This window comes from Mycobacterium sp. NAZ190054 (genome assembly GCF_001545925.1).
Lineage (GTDB): Bacteria > Actinomycetota > Actinomycetes > Mycobacteriales > Mycobacteriaceae > Mycobacterium.
The window spans coordinates 1-15,633 of the sequence record NZ_LMVQ01000046.1; the positions used below are offsets into that span (position 1 = coordinate 1).

Below are 15,633 nucleotides of genomic sequence, written 5' to 3' on the forward strand. Positions count from 1 at the left end.
ACGAGATCTTCGAGGTTCTGCGGGACCGCAAGTCGTTCGTCCAGGGTGGCTACTCCGCGAGTGGCAACGATCTGATGCACGGCACGGTCCTGCTGCTCGACGGCCGTGAACACCTCGAGCGCCGCCGCCTGCTGGGCAAGCTGATGACCGAGGATGCGATCTCGGGCTATCGGCACGAGATCCTGCATCCCGCCATCAACCACACGTTCGAGGAGACCGCACGCACGCAGCGCGACGCCGACGGTGTCGTCCGGACCGATCTGGTCCAGCTGGCGCAGTTGTGTCTGTACCGGATAGCCGGTGCCGCAACGGGAATCGACGGTCTCGAACAGCCCGAGGACGCGCTGCGCTTCATCAAGTACATCAAGGCCATGGCGCACGGCGTCGGCGCGGACTGGGCGATCGGCGACACCCCGGCCGAAGTGACGGCCGCGGCGATGGACGCACTGGCCCGCTACAAGGAGGAGTTCTTCGTCCCGAGCATGGTGCGCCGCAAGGCGATGATCGAGGCCGGCGAGGAGATGCCCAACGATCTCATCTCGGTGATGTACTCCAACTGGGACGACAGCTGGGACGAGGACCTACCGCTGCGCGAGTCGGCGGTGTTCATGGTGGCGGCCACGCAGACGACAGCAGCCTCGACGGTGCTGCTGATCCTGCGCATGGACGAGTGGTTGAAAGGCCATCCCGAGGACCGGATCGCGATCTTCGAGGACCCGGCGTATCTGCGGCATGCGACGTACGAATCCCTGCGGCGCACCGTCGCGCAGCCGGCGCGCATCCGGCGCGCGATACAGGATGTCGAGCTGAGCAGCGGCCGCAAGATCAGTGCCGGTGAGCGGGTGGCGCTGCTGTTCCTGCCCGCCAACACCGACCCTGAATTGTTCGGTGCGGACGCGGAGAGATTCAATCCGCGACGGGGTCAGCACTCGAAACCGGAGTGGGGCTTGGCGTTCAGCGGCGGCAGCCATGCGTGCATCGGCCGCCCCATGGCGACGGGCAACGTCAAGGCGGAGACGGACGGCAGCGTGACGGCTCTGGCGCGGCGGTTGTACGACGCGGGCGTGGAGTTGGTCGGCGAGCCGGTCCGGGACCAGACGACGCACTACCCGGTGTACGACTCGGTGCCCGTCGTCCTGAGGAACCTGTGATGAAGGTGGAGGTGGACGCCACGCTGTGCGAGGGCGTCGGGTTCTGCGCGGAGATCGACCCGGCGACGTTCGACGCCTCCACCGCCCCACCGACTCTGGTGCGGCACGCCGACGTCACCGACGATCGTAGGCAGGCGGTGTACGAAGCAGAGCAGATGTGCCCGGTGCGGGCCATCGTGATCAGCAAATGACGGAAGTTCCTCTGCGACAGGCCGGATCCCGATCGAACCGCGCCGGCTCGGTTGCGTGGCTGGGCGCTACCAGTCGCGCAACCGCAGTGGCGTGCCGACGGGCGTGAAGAAGCCCGCGATGTCGCTGTCCTTGACTTCGGCCAGCGCCGGCGGGCTCCACCGCGGGTTGCGGTCCTTGTCCACGACGCGCGCGCGGATCCCCTCCGTCAGATCGGGATGACGCGCACAGTGCTGGCTCACCCGGAGGTCCTGGTCGAGGCACTCCGCGAGGGCCGCCATGCCGGCGGCCCGGCGCAGCGCCTCGAACGTCACGCAGAGCGCGGTCGGTGAGGAACCGGTCATCGCGGCGTCGCCGGCTGCGGCGGCGATCTCGGCGACCGACGGCCTGCCGAACACGCCGTCGATGGTCGCCCGCTGGTCGGCGACCTGCGAGGGCGGTCGCCCGTCGAAGTCGCGGAGCGCCTCGTCGGCCGGAACGTGCTGGAGCCGCTCGGTGAGCTGCGCGATCCGGTCGTCCGGGACGTAGTGGTCGGCCAGTCCCATGTAGAGCGCGTCACCGGCATTCAGATGCGCCGCGGTGAGAGCCGCGAACACCCCGGTGTGCCCGGGCGCGCGGGAGTACAACCACAGGCCGCCCACATCAGGCGAGAGCCCGATGAGTACCTCGGGCATGCCGATCCGGGTCGAATCGGTGACCACGCGGTGCGATGCGTGCGATGCCAGGCCCACACCGGCACCCAACGTCAGCCCGTGGGCGATCGACACGAGGGGCTTGGGGCAGGTGGCGAGCAGGTGATCGAGGCGGTACTCGGCGGCCCAGAACGTGCCGAGCGCGTCGAGGTCACCGGAGACGATCATGCTGCGGACGCGTTTGATGTCGCCGCCGGCGCAGAAACCGCGGTCGCCCTCCCCGCGGATCATGATCGTCGCGACGGCCGGGTCGGCCACCGCCGCTTCGAGCAGCACGGTGATCGCGTCGATCTCCTCCGGGCCGACGGCGTTGATCGCCGCCGGCTTGCGCAGCGTGATGGTGGCCAGCCGGCCCACGACGGTCAGCGAGGGCTTTGCGGCTACGTCCGCGGTCATTCCTGTCCTTCCGGTCGATAAGAGTCAGCACCACACCGTGGTGCACAGACGGGCACCGCCAGTGAGCGCAGGCTCACTGGCGGTGCCGCGGGGTCGGTCGGTGTCAGGAGGTGACGCTCCGCTCGACAGCCCTGTCGTCCTCTTCGAGGTCGTTGTTCTTGGTCTCCGGCAGGGCGAGCACGCACAGCAGGCTCACGGCCGACAACCCGGCCAGCAGCACGCCCACCCAGATACTCGAGTAGGTGGCCACGATCTGAGCCGCCAGGATCGGGGGAATCGCGCCGCCGATGATGCCGCCGAGGTTGTAGCTCAGGCCGGCGCCGGTGTAACGGAACCGGGACTGGAACATCTCCGGCAGCAGCGCGCCGGCGGGTCCGTTGGCGATGCCGTACACCGACAACGTGACGGTCACACCGATCAGGAAGGCGAAGGGCGAGCCGGTGTCCAGCAGCGGGAACAACAGCAGCGACCAGATCGCCGCCCCGGCGTAGGCCACGGCGATGACCCGCTTGCGTCCCACCCGGTCGGAGATGAGCGCGGCGGCGGCGGTCACGACGCCGAGTACGACCGCACCGATCATGCCGAAGCCGAGGATCATCGTGCGGGTGAACTCCAGCTCCGACATGCCGTAGCTGGTCAGGAACGTGCTGCCGGTGTAGAACATCGAGAACACGGTCGACATCGCCAGACCGGAGATCAGGATCTGCTTCCACTGCTTCTTGAACGCCTCGGCGAACGGAAGCTTGGCCGGCGCGGTGGACTGGCTGTGGCTGTCGAGGTGCTTCTGGAACACCGGCGTCTCGGCGATCGACAGCCGGATCCACAGACCGACGATCACGAGCAGCATCGAGGCGATGAAGGGGAAGCGCCAGCCGTACTCCAGGAACGTCTCGCTGGTCGCCCCGATGGTGATGGACACGATGAAGAACGTGCCGCTGGCGAGGAAGAAGGCACACGCCGGCCCCAGCTGCGGATAGATCGCCATTCGTCCGCGTTGGTGTTTCGGTGCGTACTCCGCGGTCAGCAGCGTCGCGCCGGCCCATTCCCCACCCATGGCCAGGCCCTGCAGGAATCGCATGGTCACCAACAGGATCGGCGCCCAGATGCCGATGCCGTTCTCGAGGAAGCCGAACACGCCGGTGTTGTAGCCGGGGAAGAACCCGATCAGGACGGTCGACAGGCCCATCATCAGCAGCGTCCAGACCAGCGTCCGCTTGCGGCCGATCTTGTCGCCGAAGTGACCGAACACGATCGAGCCGACCGGTCGGGCGAAGAAGGCGACGCCGAAGGTCGCGAACGACGCGATCGTGCCCATCGCCGGGCTGCTGTCCGGGAAGAAGACGGCGGGGAACACCAGCGCCGCGGCCGTGCCGTAGACGAAGAAGTCGTAGTACTCGATGGTCGTCCCGATGAGGCTCGCGGCGCCGACCTTCCGGAGGCTGCGTCGCTGCGCGGCCCCTTCCTGCTGGGGTGTCAGAGTCGGGCTCTGTGGATGCATGTAGGTCTCCAATGGCTGGGTGGATCTCTATATGGTCCTACCACGTCTGTGGTCTGCACCACAAGCGATCCAAGCAAGTTGTGCCCGGCACAAGCGGATTCTTGACGTGCCAAAACCGTACGAGTATGGTCCGACCACATATTTGGTCGTCCACAGTGGCGGCGAGTTCGAGCAGTGGGAGATGTGCCGTGGCAGCCGAGATGTTCTACGACGACGACGCCGATCTGGCGCTGATCCAGGGTAAGCGGGTGGCCGTGATCGGCTACGGCAGCCAGGGGCACGCGCAGGCGCTGTCGCTGCGCGACAGCGGCGTCGACGTCCGGATCGGCCTGCAGCCCGACTCGTCCAGCCGCGCCAAGGCCGAGGAACAGGGCCTGCGCGTCGTCTCACCCGCAGAAGCCGCCGCAGAGGCCGACGTCATCGTCGTCCTGGTGCCCGACCAGCATCAGCGCACGCTGTACGCCGAGGAGATCGCGCCCGCGTTGAGCGCCGGAAACGCGCTGGTCTTCAGTCACGGCTTCAACATCCGGTTCGGCTACATCTCGCCGCCCGAGGACGTGGACGTCTTCATGGTCGCGCCGAAGGGTCCGGGCCACCTCGTCCGCCGCGAATATGAGAACGGCCGCGGCGTGCCGGTGCTGGTGGCCGTGGAGCAGGATCCCTCGGGCACCGCCTGGCCGCTGGCACTGTCCTACGCCAAGGCGCTCGGCGGGCTGCGCGCGGGCGGCATCAAGACCACCTTCGCCGAGGAGACCGAGACCGACCTGTTCGGTGAACAGTCCGTGCTGTGCGGCGGCGCGTCCCAGTTGGTGATGTACGGATTCGAAACCCTCATCGAGGCCGGCTACCAGCCGGAGGTCGCCTACTTCGAGTGCCTGCACGAGTTGAAGCTGATCGTGGACCTGATGTACGAGGGCGGCATCGCCAAGCAGCGCTGGTCCTGCTCGGACACCGCGGAGTTCGGCGACTACGTGTCGGGGCCGCGAGTGATCACCCCTGACGTGAAGGAGAACATGAAGGCGGTGCTGGCCGACATCGTCGACGGAACCTTCGCCAAGCGGTTCATCGACGACCAGGACAGCGGGGCCGCCGAGTTCCGGTCGTTTCGCGAACGCGGCGAGCAGCACCCGATCGAGAGCACGGGCCGGGACCTGCGCCAGCTGATGAGCTGGATCCAGCAGCGCGACGTCGACTACACGGGCACCGCCGCGCGCGTCTGATGACTGTTATCGACCATCGCGAGGCGGCCTTGGAGGTGCCGGCGAAACCTCCGCCGGTGACGTGGAAGCTGATCGTCGCCGCCGAGGCGCCGTGGACCGGTGAGCTCTACACCACCCGTCCCGGCCGGGACCGCGTCGCCTTCACGTCGGTCGAATCCTTCTGTGCCGCACTGCTGGCCGTCACCGACTGGCCGCTGCGCGCGCAGTCCGACGCGGCCGATGCGGCGCCGGTGCACCGGGCACGGCGGCCGAGACCGCGCCGCGACACGCAGTCGCACACCCGCAAGTTCATCGTCGCGGCGAACCGTCCGTGGATCGGTGAGGTCTACCGGACCCGGCCCGGCATGGGGCATCTCCATTTCGGCACGTTCGAACAGTTCCTGCGTGCGGTCCTCGACATCACCGGCTGGTCGCTCAGCCGGCCGGCCTCAGCGCGCTGAGACCCACCGGCCGCCGGCGGTCCCGCAGGAGGATTCCGCTCAGCAACGTCGCCGCTGCGTCACCGTCCCCGGCGGCGATCGCGTCGACGAGCCGGGCGTAGTCCTCCACGGGCGGGACGAGGTGGTCCGTCGGCCCTGCGCAGTGGGCCTTCTCGGCGTCCCGCAGCGCATTCGACAGGATCGCGGCCAGTGCGTTGTCCGATATCGCGGCCAGCCGCGCGTGGAAATCGGTCTCGAGGTCGTCGAGGTCGGCACCGGTCCGGACGCCGTGCATCCGCTCGGCCAGCGACCGCAGCGCGGCGATGTCCTCGGCGCCGGCCGATTCGGCCGCTCGGCGGGCCGCCAGCTGCCCGATCATCTGACGGCACTCGAGCAGATCGTCGCGGCTGAACGAGGACACCTGCAGATGCAGGCGCAGCACCATCGCCATCCCGCCGGCGCTGTCCTTGACGATCATCGAGCCGGCCGAGGGACCGGAACCGATGCCCGTGTCGACGACGCCGACCGCGTCCAGGATCCGGAGCGCCTCGCGAACCGCTCCGCGACTGACGCCCAAGGCCTCGGCGAACTGACGCTCCGGCGGGAGACGGTCGCCGGCACGGAGTTGCCCGGTCAGCAGCCGGTTCTCGATCTCTGCCACGACCTGCTCGTGGGTGCGGATGCGCGCCAGGGGTTTCCAGTGCATCGCATGTTCGGTGTCGGCGCTCGCCATGATGACCTCCCGCAGGGATTCGGCGTCCCTGATCCGTGGAATCTGATTGCGGGCCTTCAGGTCTGACTTCACCCCCGCCGGGACGGGGATGTCACAGTAGCGCGACTGTGCCGGAATCCCACCGGCTTCATCGGGCTCGCTGCAGACGAGTCTAGGGCATGACGCGGTTGGCCGTGAGGGCGGCGCGAAGTTGCTCGGGCGTCGTCGGCTCGAAGCCCGGCGGCAGGATCCCGTCGAGCACCAGATCGCGCGTCAGCGTCGTCAGCCACGGCGCCTTCAACCGCGCCTCGTGCAGGAGCTCGCTGTCGGAGAACATGATCGACGGCCGGCCCTGATGGGTCACCCCGCCGGTCATCACCGCGACCGAGTCGGCCCACTCCAGCGCCAGGGCGGTGTCGTGGGTCGACAGCGCGACGGTGGTGCCGGCGCGCTCGAGTTCGGCCAGCGTGGCGAACAGCGCGTCGATGCCGGCCGGATCGATCCCCGCGGTCGGCTCGTCGAGCAGGAGCACACACGGCCGCATCGCGACGGCGCCCGCGATGGCGACCCGTTTGCGTTGCCCGAACGACAACTGATGGGTGGGCCGGTCACGCAGCTCGGTGATGTGCAGCAGTTCGAGCGCGCGGTCGACCCGCTCCCTGACCTCGGTCGCCGACAGGCCGAGATTGATCGGGCCGTACGCGACGTCCTCGGCGACGTCGGCGGAGAACAGCTGGTCGTCCGGGTCCTGGAACACCAGTTGCACCGCCTGGCGGTGCGCCCGCAGCCCGCGTCTCGACCGGTCGATCGGTTGGGTGTCGAGGCTGATCTCGCCGGCGTCCGGGCGCAGGGTCCCGGCCAGACACTGCAGCAGCGTGCTCTTGCCGGAACCGTTGGCGCCCAGCAACGCCACCCGTGAACCGGGCGGTACGTCGAGGTCGGCACCGCGCAGCACCTCCACGCCCCGCTCGTAGCCGTATCGCAGGCCGGACGCGGCCAGGTGTCGGTGGCTCACCGCCGGCTCCTCATGTCAGCGCCACCAGCAGGGACAGCGCCACGACCCCGGCGTTGACCAGCGCCGCGCCCGCCACGAACCGTATCGACACCGCGCGGCGGTCGGGCCGGGCCAGCGGCATGCCGAGGTTGCGGCCGGCCAGGCCGCGCTCGAGTGCCTGGCCCCGGCGCCACGCCCGGATCAGCACCGCCGCGGTCATCAGGCCGGCGGAGCGCACCGAGCGGCGCACGCTGGAATAGCCCAGCCGAGCGGTCTGCGATTTCCGGATCACCGTCAGCGATTCCAGCAGCAGGAAGATCATCCGGTACATGACGGTCACGACATCCACGCACGCCGACGGCAGACCGATCCGGCGCATGGCGTCGGTGAGATCGCTCATCGGGGTGGTGGACGCCAGCAGCATCATCACCGCGGTGGCCGCGACCGCCCGGATCACCGCGTCGCACGCCCTCAGGACCGCCTCGGCCGACGTGGTGACCGTGGGACCGGACGGATCCACGCTCACCGCGGTGGAGACGCCGGCGACGAGGATGAAGACGAGCGGGATGCGCAGCATCCGGAGCAGGTGCAGGTTCGGCAGGCCCGCCAGTCGCGCCGCGACGACGGTGGCCAGGAGTACCAGTGGCGCCGACGGCCACGGCGGCAGCAGCACCGCGCAGGCGAGCAGGCCCCCGCACAGCGTGACCTTCTCCAGCACCGACCGGGTCCGCCATCGACTGTTCCAGGCGACGGTGTCCAGCGGTGCAGCGGTCAACGGGAATCGTCACCGGCTCCGGGGGTCGCGGCCGGCGCGGCCCGACGGCGTCGCAGCGTGCCCAGTGCGTAGCCCAGGACCCCCGCGCCCAGGGCGGCCTGCAGGGCGAACAGCCCCGACTCGACCTCGGCGGACGGCGGCGCGAAGATCTGCTGGAACCAGGGTTCGTAGTCGGGGTGGCTGTCCTCGATCGAGGTGACGGCCGCGGTGTCGGTGCCGACGAACGACTCCTCGGAAGCGCTGCCGGACGCCCCACCGACCAGCAGGCACACCACGAAGATGAGGCCCGCGGCCGCGAGCAGACCCACATTGATCAGCAGACCCCTGCGCGACGGCCTCGGATCAGACATCGGCCGGCTCCTTCTTCTTGGCGCCGAGCACCCCGAGGTTGGTGAGCTCGGGCTTGGCCACGCTGATCAGCACACGCATCACCACGACGCCGATCAGTCCCTCGATGACCGCCAGCGGGATCTGGGTGACCGCGAAGACCGACAGGAACTTGGCGATCGATCCGAGCACACCGCTCTGCAGGTCGGGGAACGCGACGGCCAACTGCAGAGACGTCATCAGGTACGTGGCCAGGTCTGCGGTCATCATCGCCATGAAGATCGCCGGGAGGATCCCGGCGCGCCGGGTCAGCCGCCAGAACGCGTATCCCACCCACGGTCCGACCACCGCCATGGAGAAGACGTTCGCGCCGAGGGTGGTGATGCCGCCGTGGCCGAGCAGCAGGGCCTGGAAGAGCAGCACCACGGTGCCCAGGAAGGCCATCACCGGCGGCCGGAACAACACCGCTCCGAGGCCGGTGCCGGTGGGATGGCTGGAACTGCCCGTCAGTGACGGCAGCTTGATGGCCGACAGCACGAACGTGAACGCGCCGGCGGCGGCCAACAGCAGCCGCGATTCGGGCCGGTCGCGGATCTCCCGGACGACCGCCCGCGTTCCGTGGATGACGAACGGCGCGGCGGCCACACTCCACGCCGCGGCATGCAGCGGAGGCAGGAATCCCTCGGCGATGTGCATGACGACATACTCCTTGATCGGCGACCGCCGGCGACGAGGTATCGGGACCTCTCCGCCGTATTCGTTCCCCGATATCTCGTTATCAGACCGGGCCGGCGGTCAGCCGGCCCACTTCATCTCGCTGAGGCCGACGGCGCGGTAGAAGTCGCGGATGTGGGTGGTGACCCGCTCGACAGCGAGATCCGCGTCTCCGGACGCGATCGCGTCGACGATGGCCGCGTGTTCGTCGGCCACCCTCTCCATGGTGCTGACCGGATCTTCGAGCGCCTCGAACGCGGTGACCATGGCCTGCCGGAGGGCCTCGCGCAACGCCGCCATGAGCACCGCCGCCAGCCCGTTGTCCGAAGCACGGGCGATGCGGACGTGGAACGCGGTGTCCAGATCGTTGAACGTGGCGGTGGTGTGCACGCCGCGCATCTGTTCGACCAGCGTCCGCAGCTCGTCGATGTCCTCGCTGGTGGCGCTCTGCGCGGCCTTACGCGCGGCCAGACCCTCCATCTGCAGGCGGACCTCCACGAGATCCTCCAGCGTGAACGACGCCAGTTGCAGATGGATCCGCATGACCATCGCCATGCCGGCGATGCTGTCCTTGACGATCATCGAGCCCGACGTGGGCCCGGAGCCGGTGCCCGCCTCCACCACCCCGATGGCTTCCAGGATCCGCAGCGCCTCACGGACGGCGCCGCGGCTCACGCCGAGCGCCTCGGCGAACTGCCGCTCGGGGGGCAGCCGGTCGCCGGCCTTCAACGTGCCCGCGATGAGACGGTTCTCGATCTCGGCCATGACCTGTTCATGGGTGCGCAAGCGGGGTAGAGGCTTCCACTGCGACTGAGGTTCCTCGATCACACCTGCACCTTTTTCTTCACGTGAAGATCCCTGAGGATCCGATGGTACCGACCACATCGTGGTTTGCCCGGACGAGCGGTCGGTACCATCGGCGGGCCTCAGAACACCGGCGTCTCTTGGTAGCTGCCGAACACCCCGCGCAGCGCACCGGTGATCTCGCCCATCGACAGGTGCGCGCGCACCGCCTCGATGGTCGCCGGCATCAGGTTGGCGTTCTCGTCGCGTGCCACGGCCAGGAGGTTGTCCAGCGCCTTCTTGGCACGATCCTGGTCCCGGTCCGCCCGGACCTGCTTGAGCCGGCGGATCTGGCGGGCCTCGGACTCCGGATCGAGCTGGTGGACCTCGATCTTCTGGTCCTCCTGGGCGTCGACGTACTTGTTGACACCGATCACCGGACGGTCGCCGCTGGCCTTGCGCTGGGCGTAGTCGTAGGCGCTGTCGGAGATCTCCTTCTGGAAGAAGCCCTGCTCGATGGCCGGCACGACGCCGCCCATCGCCTCGACCTTGTCCATGTACTCCTGGATGCCCTTTTCGATCTCGTCGGTCAGGGCCTCCACGTAGTACGAACCGCCGAGCGGGTCGATCACGTTCGGGACGTTGGTCTCGTCGGCGATGATCTGCTGGGTACGCAGCGCCAGCTTCATCGCCATCTCGCTCGGGATCGTGTAGGCCTCGTCGAGTCCGTTGGTGTGGATCGACTGGGCGCCACCCAGCACCGCCGACAGCGCCTGCAGCGCGGTGCGAACGATGTTCACCATCGGCTGCGGTTTGGTCAGCGTCGCCGCCGCGGTCTGAGCGTGGAAGCGCAGCCGCATCGAGTTGGCCTTCTTGGCGCCGAAGTGCTCCTTCATCATCTTCGCGTAGTAGCGCCGCACCGCCCGGAACTTCGCCACCTCTTCGAACATGTCGGCCTGCGACACGAAGAAGAACGACAGACGCGACGCGAAGGTGTCGACGTCGATACCGGCCTTGACGACGTCCTCGACGTAGGCCTTGGTGATCGCCATCGTGAACGCGACCTCCTGCAGCGCGTTCCCGCCGGCCTCACTGATGTGGTAGCCGCTGATGTTGACCGGGTTGTAGCGCGCCATGTGCTCGGCGCCGTAGGCGATGCAGTCCCGCACGATGCGCATGCTGGGGCGCACCGGGAAGATCCACTCCTTCTGCGCGACATACTCTTTGAGGATGTCGTTCTGAATGGTGCCCGACAGCTTGTTGAGGTCCATCCCGCGGTCCTCGGCGACGGCGATGTACATCGCCATCAGGATCCACGCCGACGGGTTGATGGTCATCGACACCGAGATGTTCTCCAGGTCGATGCCGTCGAACAGCGCCGCCATGTCCGGCAGGACGTCGATGGCCACGCCCTCGCGGCCGACCTCGCCGAGGCTCATCTCGTCGTCACTGTCCAGGCCCATCAGCGTCGGCATGTCGAAGTCCACCGACAGACCGGTCTGGCCCTGGGCGATCAGGTACTGGAAGCGCTTGTTGGTCTCCTCGGCCTGGCCGAAACCGGCGATCTGCCGCATCGTCCACTTCCGGCCGCGGTACATCGTCGGGTAGGGCCCACGGGTGTACGGGTACTGGCCCGGCCAGCCGATGTCGGCGTAGCTCTCGGGCAGATCCTGGGGTCCGTAGACCCGCTTGACGGGCAGTCCGGCGCCGGTGACGTAGCTGTCCCTGGACTCCGGTGCACGCTTGATGAAATCGGCGAGCTCGTTGTTCTCCCATTCCTCGAGATCGGCCTGGGCCCGCTTGCGCAGCGCGTCGCCGGCCAGCCGGAGCTCTTCGGGGGTCGACTGGGGGTCGGTCATCACTTTCCTCTTCCGTTGATGTCAGTTGGGTCTACGGCCATGGCTGTCAGCAGCCGGGCGGCGGCTTGCCGCGGTTCTTCGTCACGGGCGATCAGCGCGTCCACGGCCGCGTCGAAGTCGCGCATGCCCGACCGGAGCTTCTCGGCGACGAGAGCTTCCGCCGCCCAGCGGATCCGGGTGGCGGCGTTGCGGCGCTCGACCTGTTCGAGGCCGCCGTGGCCGGTCATCCAGGTCCGGTGTTCGGCGGCCTGGTCCAGCAGTTCGCCGACGCCCTCACCGGTCGCGGCGGTGGTCTTCTGGATCGGCACGTTCCACTGCTGCGCCTCCCGGTGGGCCAGCCGCAGCGATTCGCGCAGCTGCTTGACGGTGAGGTCGGCACCCGGGCGGTCGGCCTTGTTGACCACGTGGATGTCGGCGATCTCGATCAGGCCGGCCTTGATGGCCTGGATGTCGTCGCCGAGACCGGGAACGCTGACGACGACCACCGTGTGGGCCACGCTGATCACGTCGACCTCCGCCTGCCCGACACCGACCGTCTCCAGGATGATGACGTCGTACCCGGCCGCGTCGAGCACGACGATGCCGTCGAGAACCGCGCGGGACAGTCCGCCGGTGGCTCCGCGGGAGGCCATCGACCGGATGTAGACGTCCTTGCGGCCTGCGAGCTCGGTCATGCGGATGCGGTCGCCGAGGATCGCGCCGCCCGAATAGGCGCTGGAGGGATCGACGGCGAGGATCGCCACGCGGGAGCCGCGGGCGACGTACTCCTGCGCCATCGCGGTGACCAGCGTGCTCTTCCCGCTGCCCGCCGGGCCGGTGATGCCCACGACGTGGGCGCGTCCGGTGTCCTTCCAGATCTCGGCCAGCAGCTCCGACGCCGCGTCCGACCGGCTCTCGACCAGGGTCAGGGCCCGTGCCAGCGACACCTGCGAGCCCGCGCGGATGCGGTCCGCGAGCGCGACGGCCGAACTCTGGGTGGCGGTTCCGGTCATGACGGTCCCCGGTCGAGCGATTCGAACAGGTTGCGGTCGTCGACCACGCGGCGCGCCTTGAAGTCGGTGCGCTCGAACGTGGCGGGCGCAACCGTCACGACCTTGGCGCCGACACCGAGGACGTTGCGCAGGTCGTCGCCGACCTTCTTGATCCAGACATCCTGCGACACAGAGGTTTTCTGCGCGTCGAACTCGCACTGCACCAGCAACTCGTCCATCGCGGTCTCCCGCGTGATGATGATGCGGTGTTCGCCGCCGTACCCTTCGGCGCTCATCACGATCTCGTCGATCGCACTGGGATGCACGTTCTCACCGCGGATCTGGAACATGTCGTCGATCCGGCCGTAGATGCCCTTGGGCAGGAACGGGTAGGTGCGCCCGCGCGACGCGTCCGGCGCCTCCCAGCTGGTGAGGTCGTTGGACAGCAGGCGGATCATCGGCTGCGACGTCCGCTCCAGCGTCGTGTAGACGGGGGTGCCCTCACTGCCGTAGGGCACCCGCCGCATCGTCGCGGGGTCGCACACCTCGGTGTAAACCAGGTCCTGCCAAGCGAATACCCCGGGTTCGTTGCTGCTCGCCCCGAGGTGCATCCACGGCGCGACCTCGCCCATGCTGCCCGAGTCGTAGACCTCGACGTCGAACGCGTCGATGATGCGCTGGCGGATCGACGGCACGCTCGCGCCGGGCTCACCCGAGAAGAACATCTTGCGCAGGCCGATCCCGCGGGGATCGATGCCGTTCTCGTGGGCCACCTCGGCGAGGCGCAGCGCGTAGGACGGCGTGCCGTAGAACACCGTCGCCGACATCTGACGCATCCACTGAAGTGTGCGCAGGCTCTGGCCCGAGAAGCCGGCACCGAACGGGAAGACCGCGGCGCCAAGCCTTTCCGCGCCGCTGTAGGCGCCCCATGAACCCCAGTACTGGGTCAGCGGGGAACCGATGAGCACGACGTCGGACGGGCGGATCCCCATCCCCCACATCACCCGCGCGTGGGCGTTGGCGACGGCGACCCAGTCACGCTGATTGATGCCGAAGGCGGTGGGGCGTCCGGTGGTGCCCGAGGTGCCCTTGATGTGGGTGACCTCGACGGGATCGATGCACAGGTAGCTGCCGTACGGCTGGTTCGCCGCCTGATCCTCGCGCAGCTCTTCCTTCTTCACCACCGGGACCTGCTCGAAGATCTCGAGCGAGGTGATGTCACCGGGTTCCAGACCCGCCTCGGACCACTTGCGGCGGTAGAACGGCGCGCGTTCCCAGGCGTAGGCCATCAGTTCCCGGATGCGCCCGAGGATCGCCTCGTCGCGCTGCTCGGGATCCATGGTCTCGCGCACCGGGAACCAGTGCGTCTGCTCGTTGGGAGGCCGGTATTCGGCGTCGTACGCCGGAGGCCAGCTCCACGACTCCATCCCCGGCATCAGGAATTCGCCTCCACGGGGGCGGCGGCCTTGATGGTCTCGACGATCTTCTCCGGCGTGGTGTCCTGGCCGAGGACGGCCTTCACACCCATCTTCTGCAGTTCGATCTCGTCCTCGTCGGGCATCACGCCGCCGGCGACGATGGTGAAGCGCGGACGCTCCTCCATCTGGTCGAGGATCTCGAAGATCTTGGTGAAGATCGGCATGTGCGCACCGGACAGCAGGCTGACGCCGAGCACGTCGACGTCTTCCTGGGTGGCAGCCTCGATGACCTGCGCCGGGCTGCGATGAAGTCCGGTGTAGATCACCTCCATGCCCGCGTCGCGAAGCGTGCGCGCGACGACCTTGACACCTCGGTCATGTCCGTCGAGACCGATCTTGGCAAGCATCACGCGGATGGGCAGTGTCGACGGTTGATTCATGTACTCACCTGTTCTGTGGGACGACCAATCTGTGGTTCGACCATAGATCAGGGTGCGTGACATGCGCAACAACTAATGGTGCCTGGGGTTGGCACCACAGGCTTTGAGCTAGCCGAAGTGCAACTTCACGTCGGCGAGCCAGTCGGCGGCCGCCGCGCGCGGGGTCATCTCACCGGCCTGCACCCGTCGGCGGAGTTCGTCGAGCCGCGCCGAGCCGTTCATCGTCTCGTGCAGCATCGTCGTCACGTGGTTCTCGATGTGCCGGGTCAGTTCGCGGCTCTGCTGTTCCTGCCGCCGGGCCAGTCTGCGGCCCGAGGCCTGGTCGCGCTCGTCGAACTCGCGCAGCGTCGTCCACAGTGCGTCGACGCCCTCGCCCGACAAGGCGACCGTGCAGCACACCGGCGGCATGTCGGTGTGGTGGTGCCGGGCGCCGACGGCGAGCGCCTGTTTGAGGTCGCGCACGAACGCCGGTGTCTCCGCGCGGTCGGCCATGTTGACGACGAACAGGTCGCCGATCTCCATGATCCCGGCCTTGTTCATCTGCATGGTGTCGCCGAGACCGGGCACCAGCACCACCGCCACCGTGTCCGCGACGGTCAGCACGTCGAGTTCGACCTGTCCGACGCCGACGGTCTCCACGATGACGACGTCATAGCCGGCCGCGTCGAGCACCTTGACCGCGTCGCGCGCGGCGCGCGCCAGACCGGTCGTCGACCCGCGCGTGCCCATGCTGCGGATGAAGATGCCCGGGTCCTGGCTGTGCGACGACATCCGCACCCGGTCGCCCAGCACCGCTCCGCCGGTGAGATGGCTCGACGGGTCGATCGCCAGGATCGCGACGGTGCGCCCGTCGGCCCGCATCTGGCGCGCCAGCACATCGACGAGCGTGCTCTTGCCGGACCCCGGACTTCCGGTGATGCCGATGACGTGCGCACCCGCTGTGCCGCCCAGGGCCAGATCGCCTGCCACGTCTGCGATCTCGCCACGCTCGACCTTGCTGATCATGCGGGCGACCTCGCGTTCGGAGGACAGCCCGATCGCCCCGCGGGGCGCTGCTGTCGACTCGCTGGTCATG

17 protein-coding genes are annotated in these 15,633 nt (G+C 68.3%); 4 read left to right on the forward strand and 13 right to left on the reverse strand.

Annotated features, from left to right (window positions below):
• Together ASJ79_RS04615 and ASJ79_RS04620 are read left to right on the forward strand one after the other, a co-directional pair.
• Positions 1–1,151: cytochrome P450 (locus ASJ79_RS04615; RefSeq protein ID WP_067953566.1), on the forward strand; the 1,151-nt coding region annotated here is incomplete at its 5' end.
• Entirely contained in the window at positions 1,151–1,342 is a 192-nt protein-coding gene (locus ASJ79_RS04620) for a ferredoxin (protein WP_067953567.1), read from the forward strand. The genes ASJ79_RS04615 and ASJ79_RS04620, both read left to right, overlap by 1 nt.
• 66 nt (positions 1,343–1,408) lie before the next feature.
• Here the strand turns inward: ASJ79_RS04620 and ASJ79_RS04625 are convergent, their stop codons facing one another.
• Positions 1,409–2,428 (reverse strand): enoyl-CoA hydratase/isomerase family protein, encoded by a 1,020-nt coding sequence (locus ASJ79_RS04625; protein WP_067953568.1) that lies wholly within the window; start codon positions 2,426–2,428, stop codon positions 1,409–1,411.
• A gap of 103 nt (positions 2,429–2,531) precedes the next feature.
• On the reverse strand, positions 2,532–3,926 hold the full coding sequence (locus ASJ79_RS04630) for an MFS transporter (RefSeq protein ID WP_067953569.1): 1,395 nt from the start codon (positions 3,924–3,926) through the stop codon (positions 2,532–2,534).
• Between the two features lie 188 nt (positions 3,927–4,114).
• Between ASJ79_RS04630 and ilvC the strand changes: the two genes are divergently transcribed.
• Together ilvC and ASJ79_RS04640 are read left to right on the forward strand one after the other, a co-directional pair.
• Positions 4,115–5,146 (forward strand): ketol-acid reductoisomerase, encoded by a 1,032-nt coding sequence (gene ilvC, locus ASJ79_RS04635; RefSeq protein WP_231750722.1) that lies wholly within the window; start codon positions 4,115–4,117, stop codon positions 5,144–5,146.
• A gap of 56 nt (positions 5,147–5,202) precedes the next feature.
• Complete coding sequence (locus ASJ79_RS04640) at positions 5,203–5,586, forward strand: hypothetical protein (protein WP_156448274.1); 384 nt, start codon at positions 5,203–5,205, stop codon at positions 5,584–5,586.
• Here the strand turns inward: ASJ79_RS04640 and ASJ79_RS04645 are convergent.
• From ASJ79_RS04645 to meaB (ASJ79_RS04695), 11 genes are all read right to left on the reverse strand, one after another.
• The gene (locus ASJ79_RS04645) at positions 5,561–6,370 is read right to left on the reverse strand and encodes a FadR/GntR family transcriptional regulator (RefSeq protein ID WP_067953571.1); all 810 of its coding nucleotides are present in this window, start codon (positions 6,368–6,370) and stop codon (positions 5,561–5,563) included. The two genes, ASJ79_RS04640 and ASJ79_RS04645, sit on opposite strands and share 26 nt — an antisense overlap.
• Before the next feature lie 79 nt (positions 6,371–6,449).
• Positions 6,450–7,292 carry an energy-coupling factor ABC transporter ATP-binding protein gene (locus tag ASJ79_RS04650; protein ID WP_067953572.1) on the reverse strand — a complete coding sequence of 281 codons (843 nt, stop codon included), beginning with the start codon at positions 7,290–7,292 and terminating at the stop codon, positions 6,450–6,452.
• Between the two features lie 10 nt (positions 7,293–7,302).
• Positions 7,303–8,046 (reverse strand): cobalt ECF transporter T component CbiQ, encoded by a 744-nt coding sequence (gene cbiQ, locus ASJ79_RS04655; protein ID WP_082753664.1) that lies wholly within the window; start codon positions 8,044–8,046, stop codon positions 7,303–7,305.
• Positions 8,043–8,396, reverse strand: coding sequence for an energy-coupling factor ABC transporter substrate-binding protein (locus ASJ79_RS04660; protein WP_067953574.1), 354 nt, complete (start codon positions 8,394–8,396; stop codon positions 8,043–8,045). The genes cbiQ and ASJ79_RS04660 overlap by 4 nt, the downstream gene beginning before the upstream one ends.
• Positions 8,389–9,069, reverse strand: coding sequence for an energy-coupling factor ABC transporter permease (locus ASJ79_RS04665; protein WP_067953575.1), 681 nt, complete (start codon positions 9,067–9,069; stop codon positions 8,389–8,391). Before ASJ79_RS04665 ends, ASJ79_RS04660 begins: the two co-directional genes overlap by 8 nt.
• Before the next feature lie 99 nt (positions 9,070–9,168).
• Positions 9,169–9,915: a FadR/GntR family transcriptional regulator gene (locus tag ASJ79_RS04670; protein ID WP_197420070.1), complete on the reverse strand. Its 747-nt coding sequence runs from the start codon at positions 9,913–9,915 to the stop codon at positions 9,169–9,171.
• 98 nt (positions 9,916–10,013) lie between these two features.
• Positions 10,014–11,729 (reverse strand): methylmalonyl-CoA mutase family protein, encoded by a 1,716-nt coding sequence (locus tag ASJ79_RS04675; protein WP_082753666.1) that lies wholly within the window; start codon positions 11,727–11,729, stop codon positions 10,014–10,016.
• A complete protein-coding gene (meaB, locus tag ASJ79_RS04680) occupies positions 11,729–12,721 on the reverse strand; it encodes a methylmalonyl Co-A mutase-associated GTPase MeaB (protein ID WP_067953577.1) in 993 nt (330 codons plus the stop codon). The genes ASJ79_RS04675 and meaB (ASJ79_RS04680) overlap by 1 nt, the downstream gene beginning before the upstream one ends.
• Positions 12,718–14,136, reverse strand: a complete 1,419-nt coding sequence (locus ASJ79_RS04685) for a phenylacetate--CoA ligase family protein (RefSeq protein WP_197420071.1) — start codon at positions 14,134–14,136, stop codon at positions 12,718–12,720. Before ASJ79_RS04685 ends, meaB (ASJ79_RS04680) begins: the two co-directional genes overlap by 4 nt.
• The gene (locus ASJ79_RS04690) at positions 14,136–14,558 is read right to left on the reverse strand and encodes a cobalamin B12-binding domain-containing protein (RefSeq protein WP_067953579.1); all 423 of its coding nucleotides are present in this window, start codon (positions 14,556–14,558) and stop codon (positions 14,136–14,138) included. The genes ASJ79_RS04685 and ASJ79_RS04690 overlap by 1 nt, the downstream gene beginning before the upstream one ends.
• Positions 14,559–14,666: 108 nt before the next feature.
• Entirely contained in the window at positions 14,667–15,632 is a 966-nt protein-coding gene (meaB, locus tag ASJ79_RS04695; protein ID WP_067953580.1) for a methylmalonyl Co-A mutase-associated GTPase MeaB, read from the reverse strand.
• Between the last annotated feature and the right edge of the window lies 1 nt (position 15,633).

What these genes read in the sequence shown, in the direction of transcription:
- ASJ79_RS04620 (WP_067953567.1), top strand. Translation starts at nt 1,151, where the DNA reads ATGAAGGTGGAGGTGGACGCCACGCTGTGCGAGGGCGTCGGGTTCTGC.
- ASJ79_RS04625 (WP_067953568.1), bottom strand. Translation starts at nt 2,428, where the DNA reads ATGACCGCGGACGTAGCCGCAAAGCCCTCGCTGACCGTCGTGGGCCGG.
- ASJ79_RS04630 (WP_067953569.1), bottom strand. Translation starts at nt 3,926, where the DNA reads ATGCATCCACAGAGCCCGACTCTGACACCCCAGCAGGAAGGGGCCGCG.
- ASJ79_RS04660 (WP_067953574.1), bottom strand. Translation starts at nt 8,396, where the DNA reads ATGTCTGATCCGAGGCCGTCGCGCAGGGGTCTGCTGATCAATGTGGGT.
- ASJ79_RS04665 (WP_067953575.1), bottom strand. Translation starts at nt 9,069, where the DNA reads ATGCACATCGCCGAGGGATTCCTGCCTCCGCTGCATGCCGCGGCGTGG.
- ASJ79_RS04675 (WP_082753666.1), bottom strand. Translation starts at nt 11,729, where the DNA reads ATGACCGACCCCCAGTCGACCCCCGAAGAGCTCCGGCTGGCCGGCGAC.
- meaB (WP_067953577.1), bottom strand. Translation starts at nt 12,721, where the DNA reads ATGACCGGAACCGCCACCCAGAGTTCGGCCGTCGCGCTCGCGGACCGC.
- ASJ79_RS04685 (WP_197420071.1), bottom strand. Translation starts at nt 14,136, where the DNA reads ATGCCGGGGATGGAGTCGTGGAGCTGGCCTCCGGCGTACGACGCCGAA.
- ASJ79_RS04690 (WP_067953579.1), bottom strand. Translation starts at nt 14,558, where the DNA reads ATGAATCAACCGTCGACACTGCCCATCCGCGTGATGCTTGCCAAGATC.
- meaB (WP_067953580.1), bottom strand. Translation starts at nt 15,632, where the DNA reads ATGACCAGCGAGTCGACAGCAGCGCCCCGCGGGGCGATCGGGCTGTCC.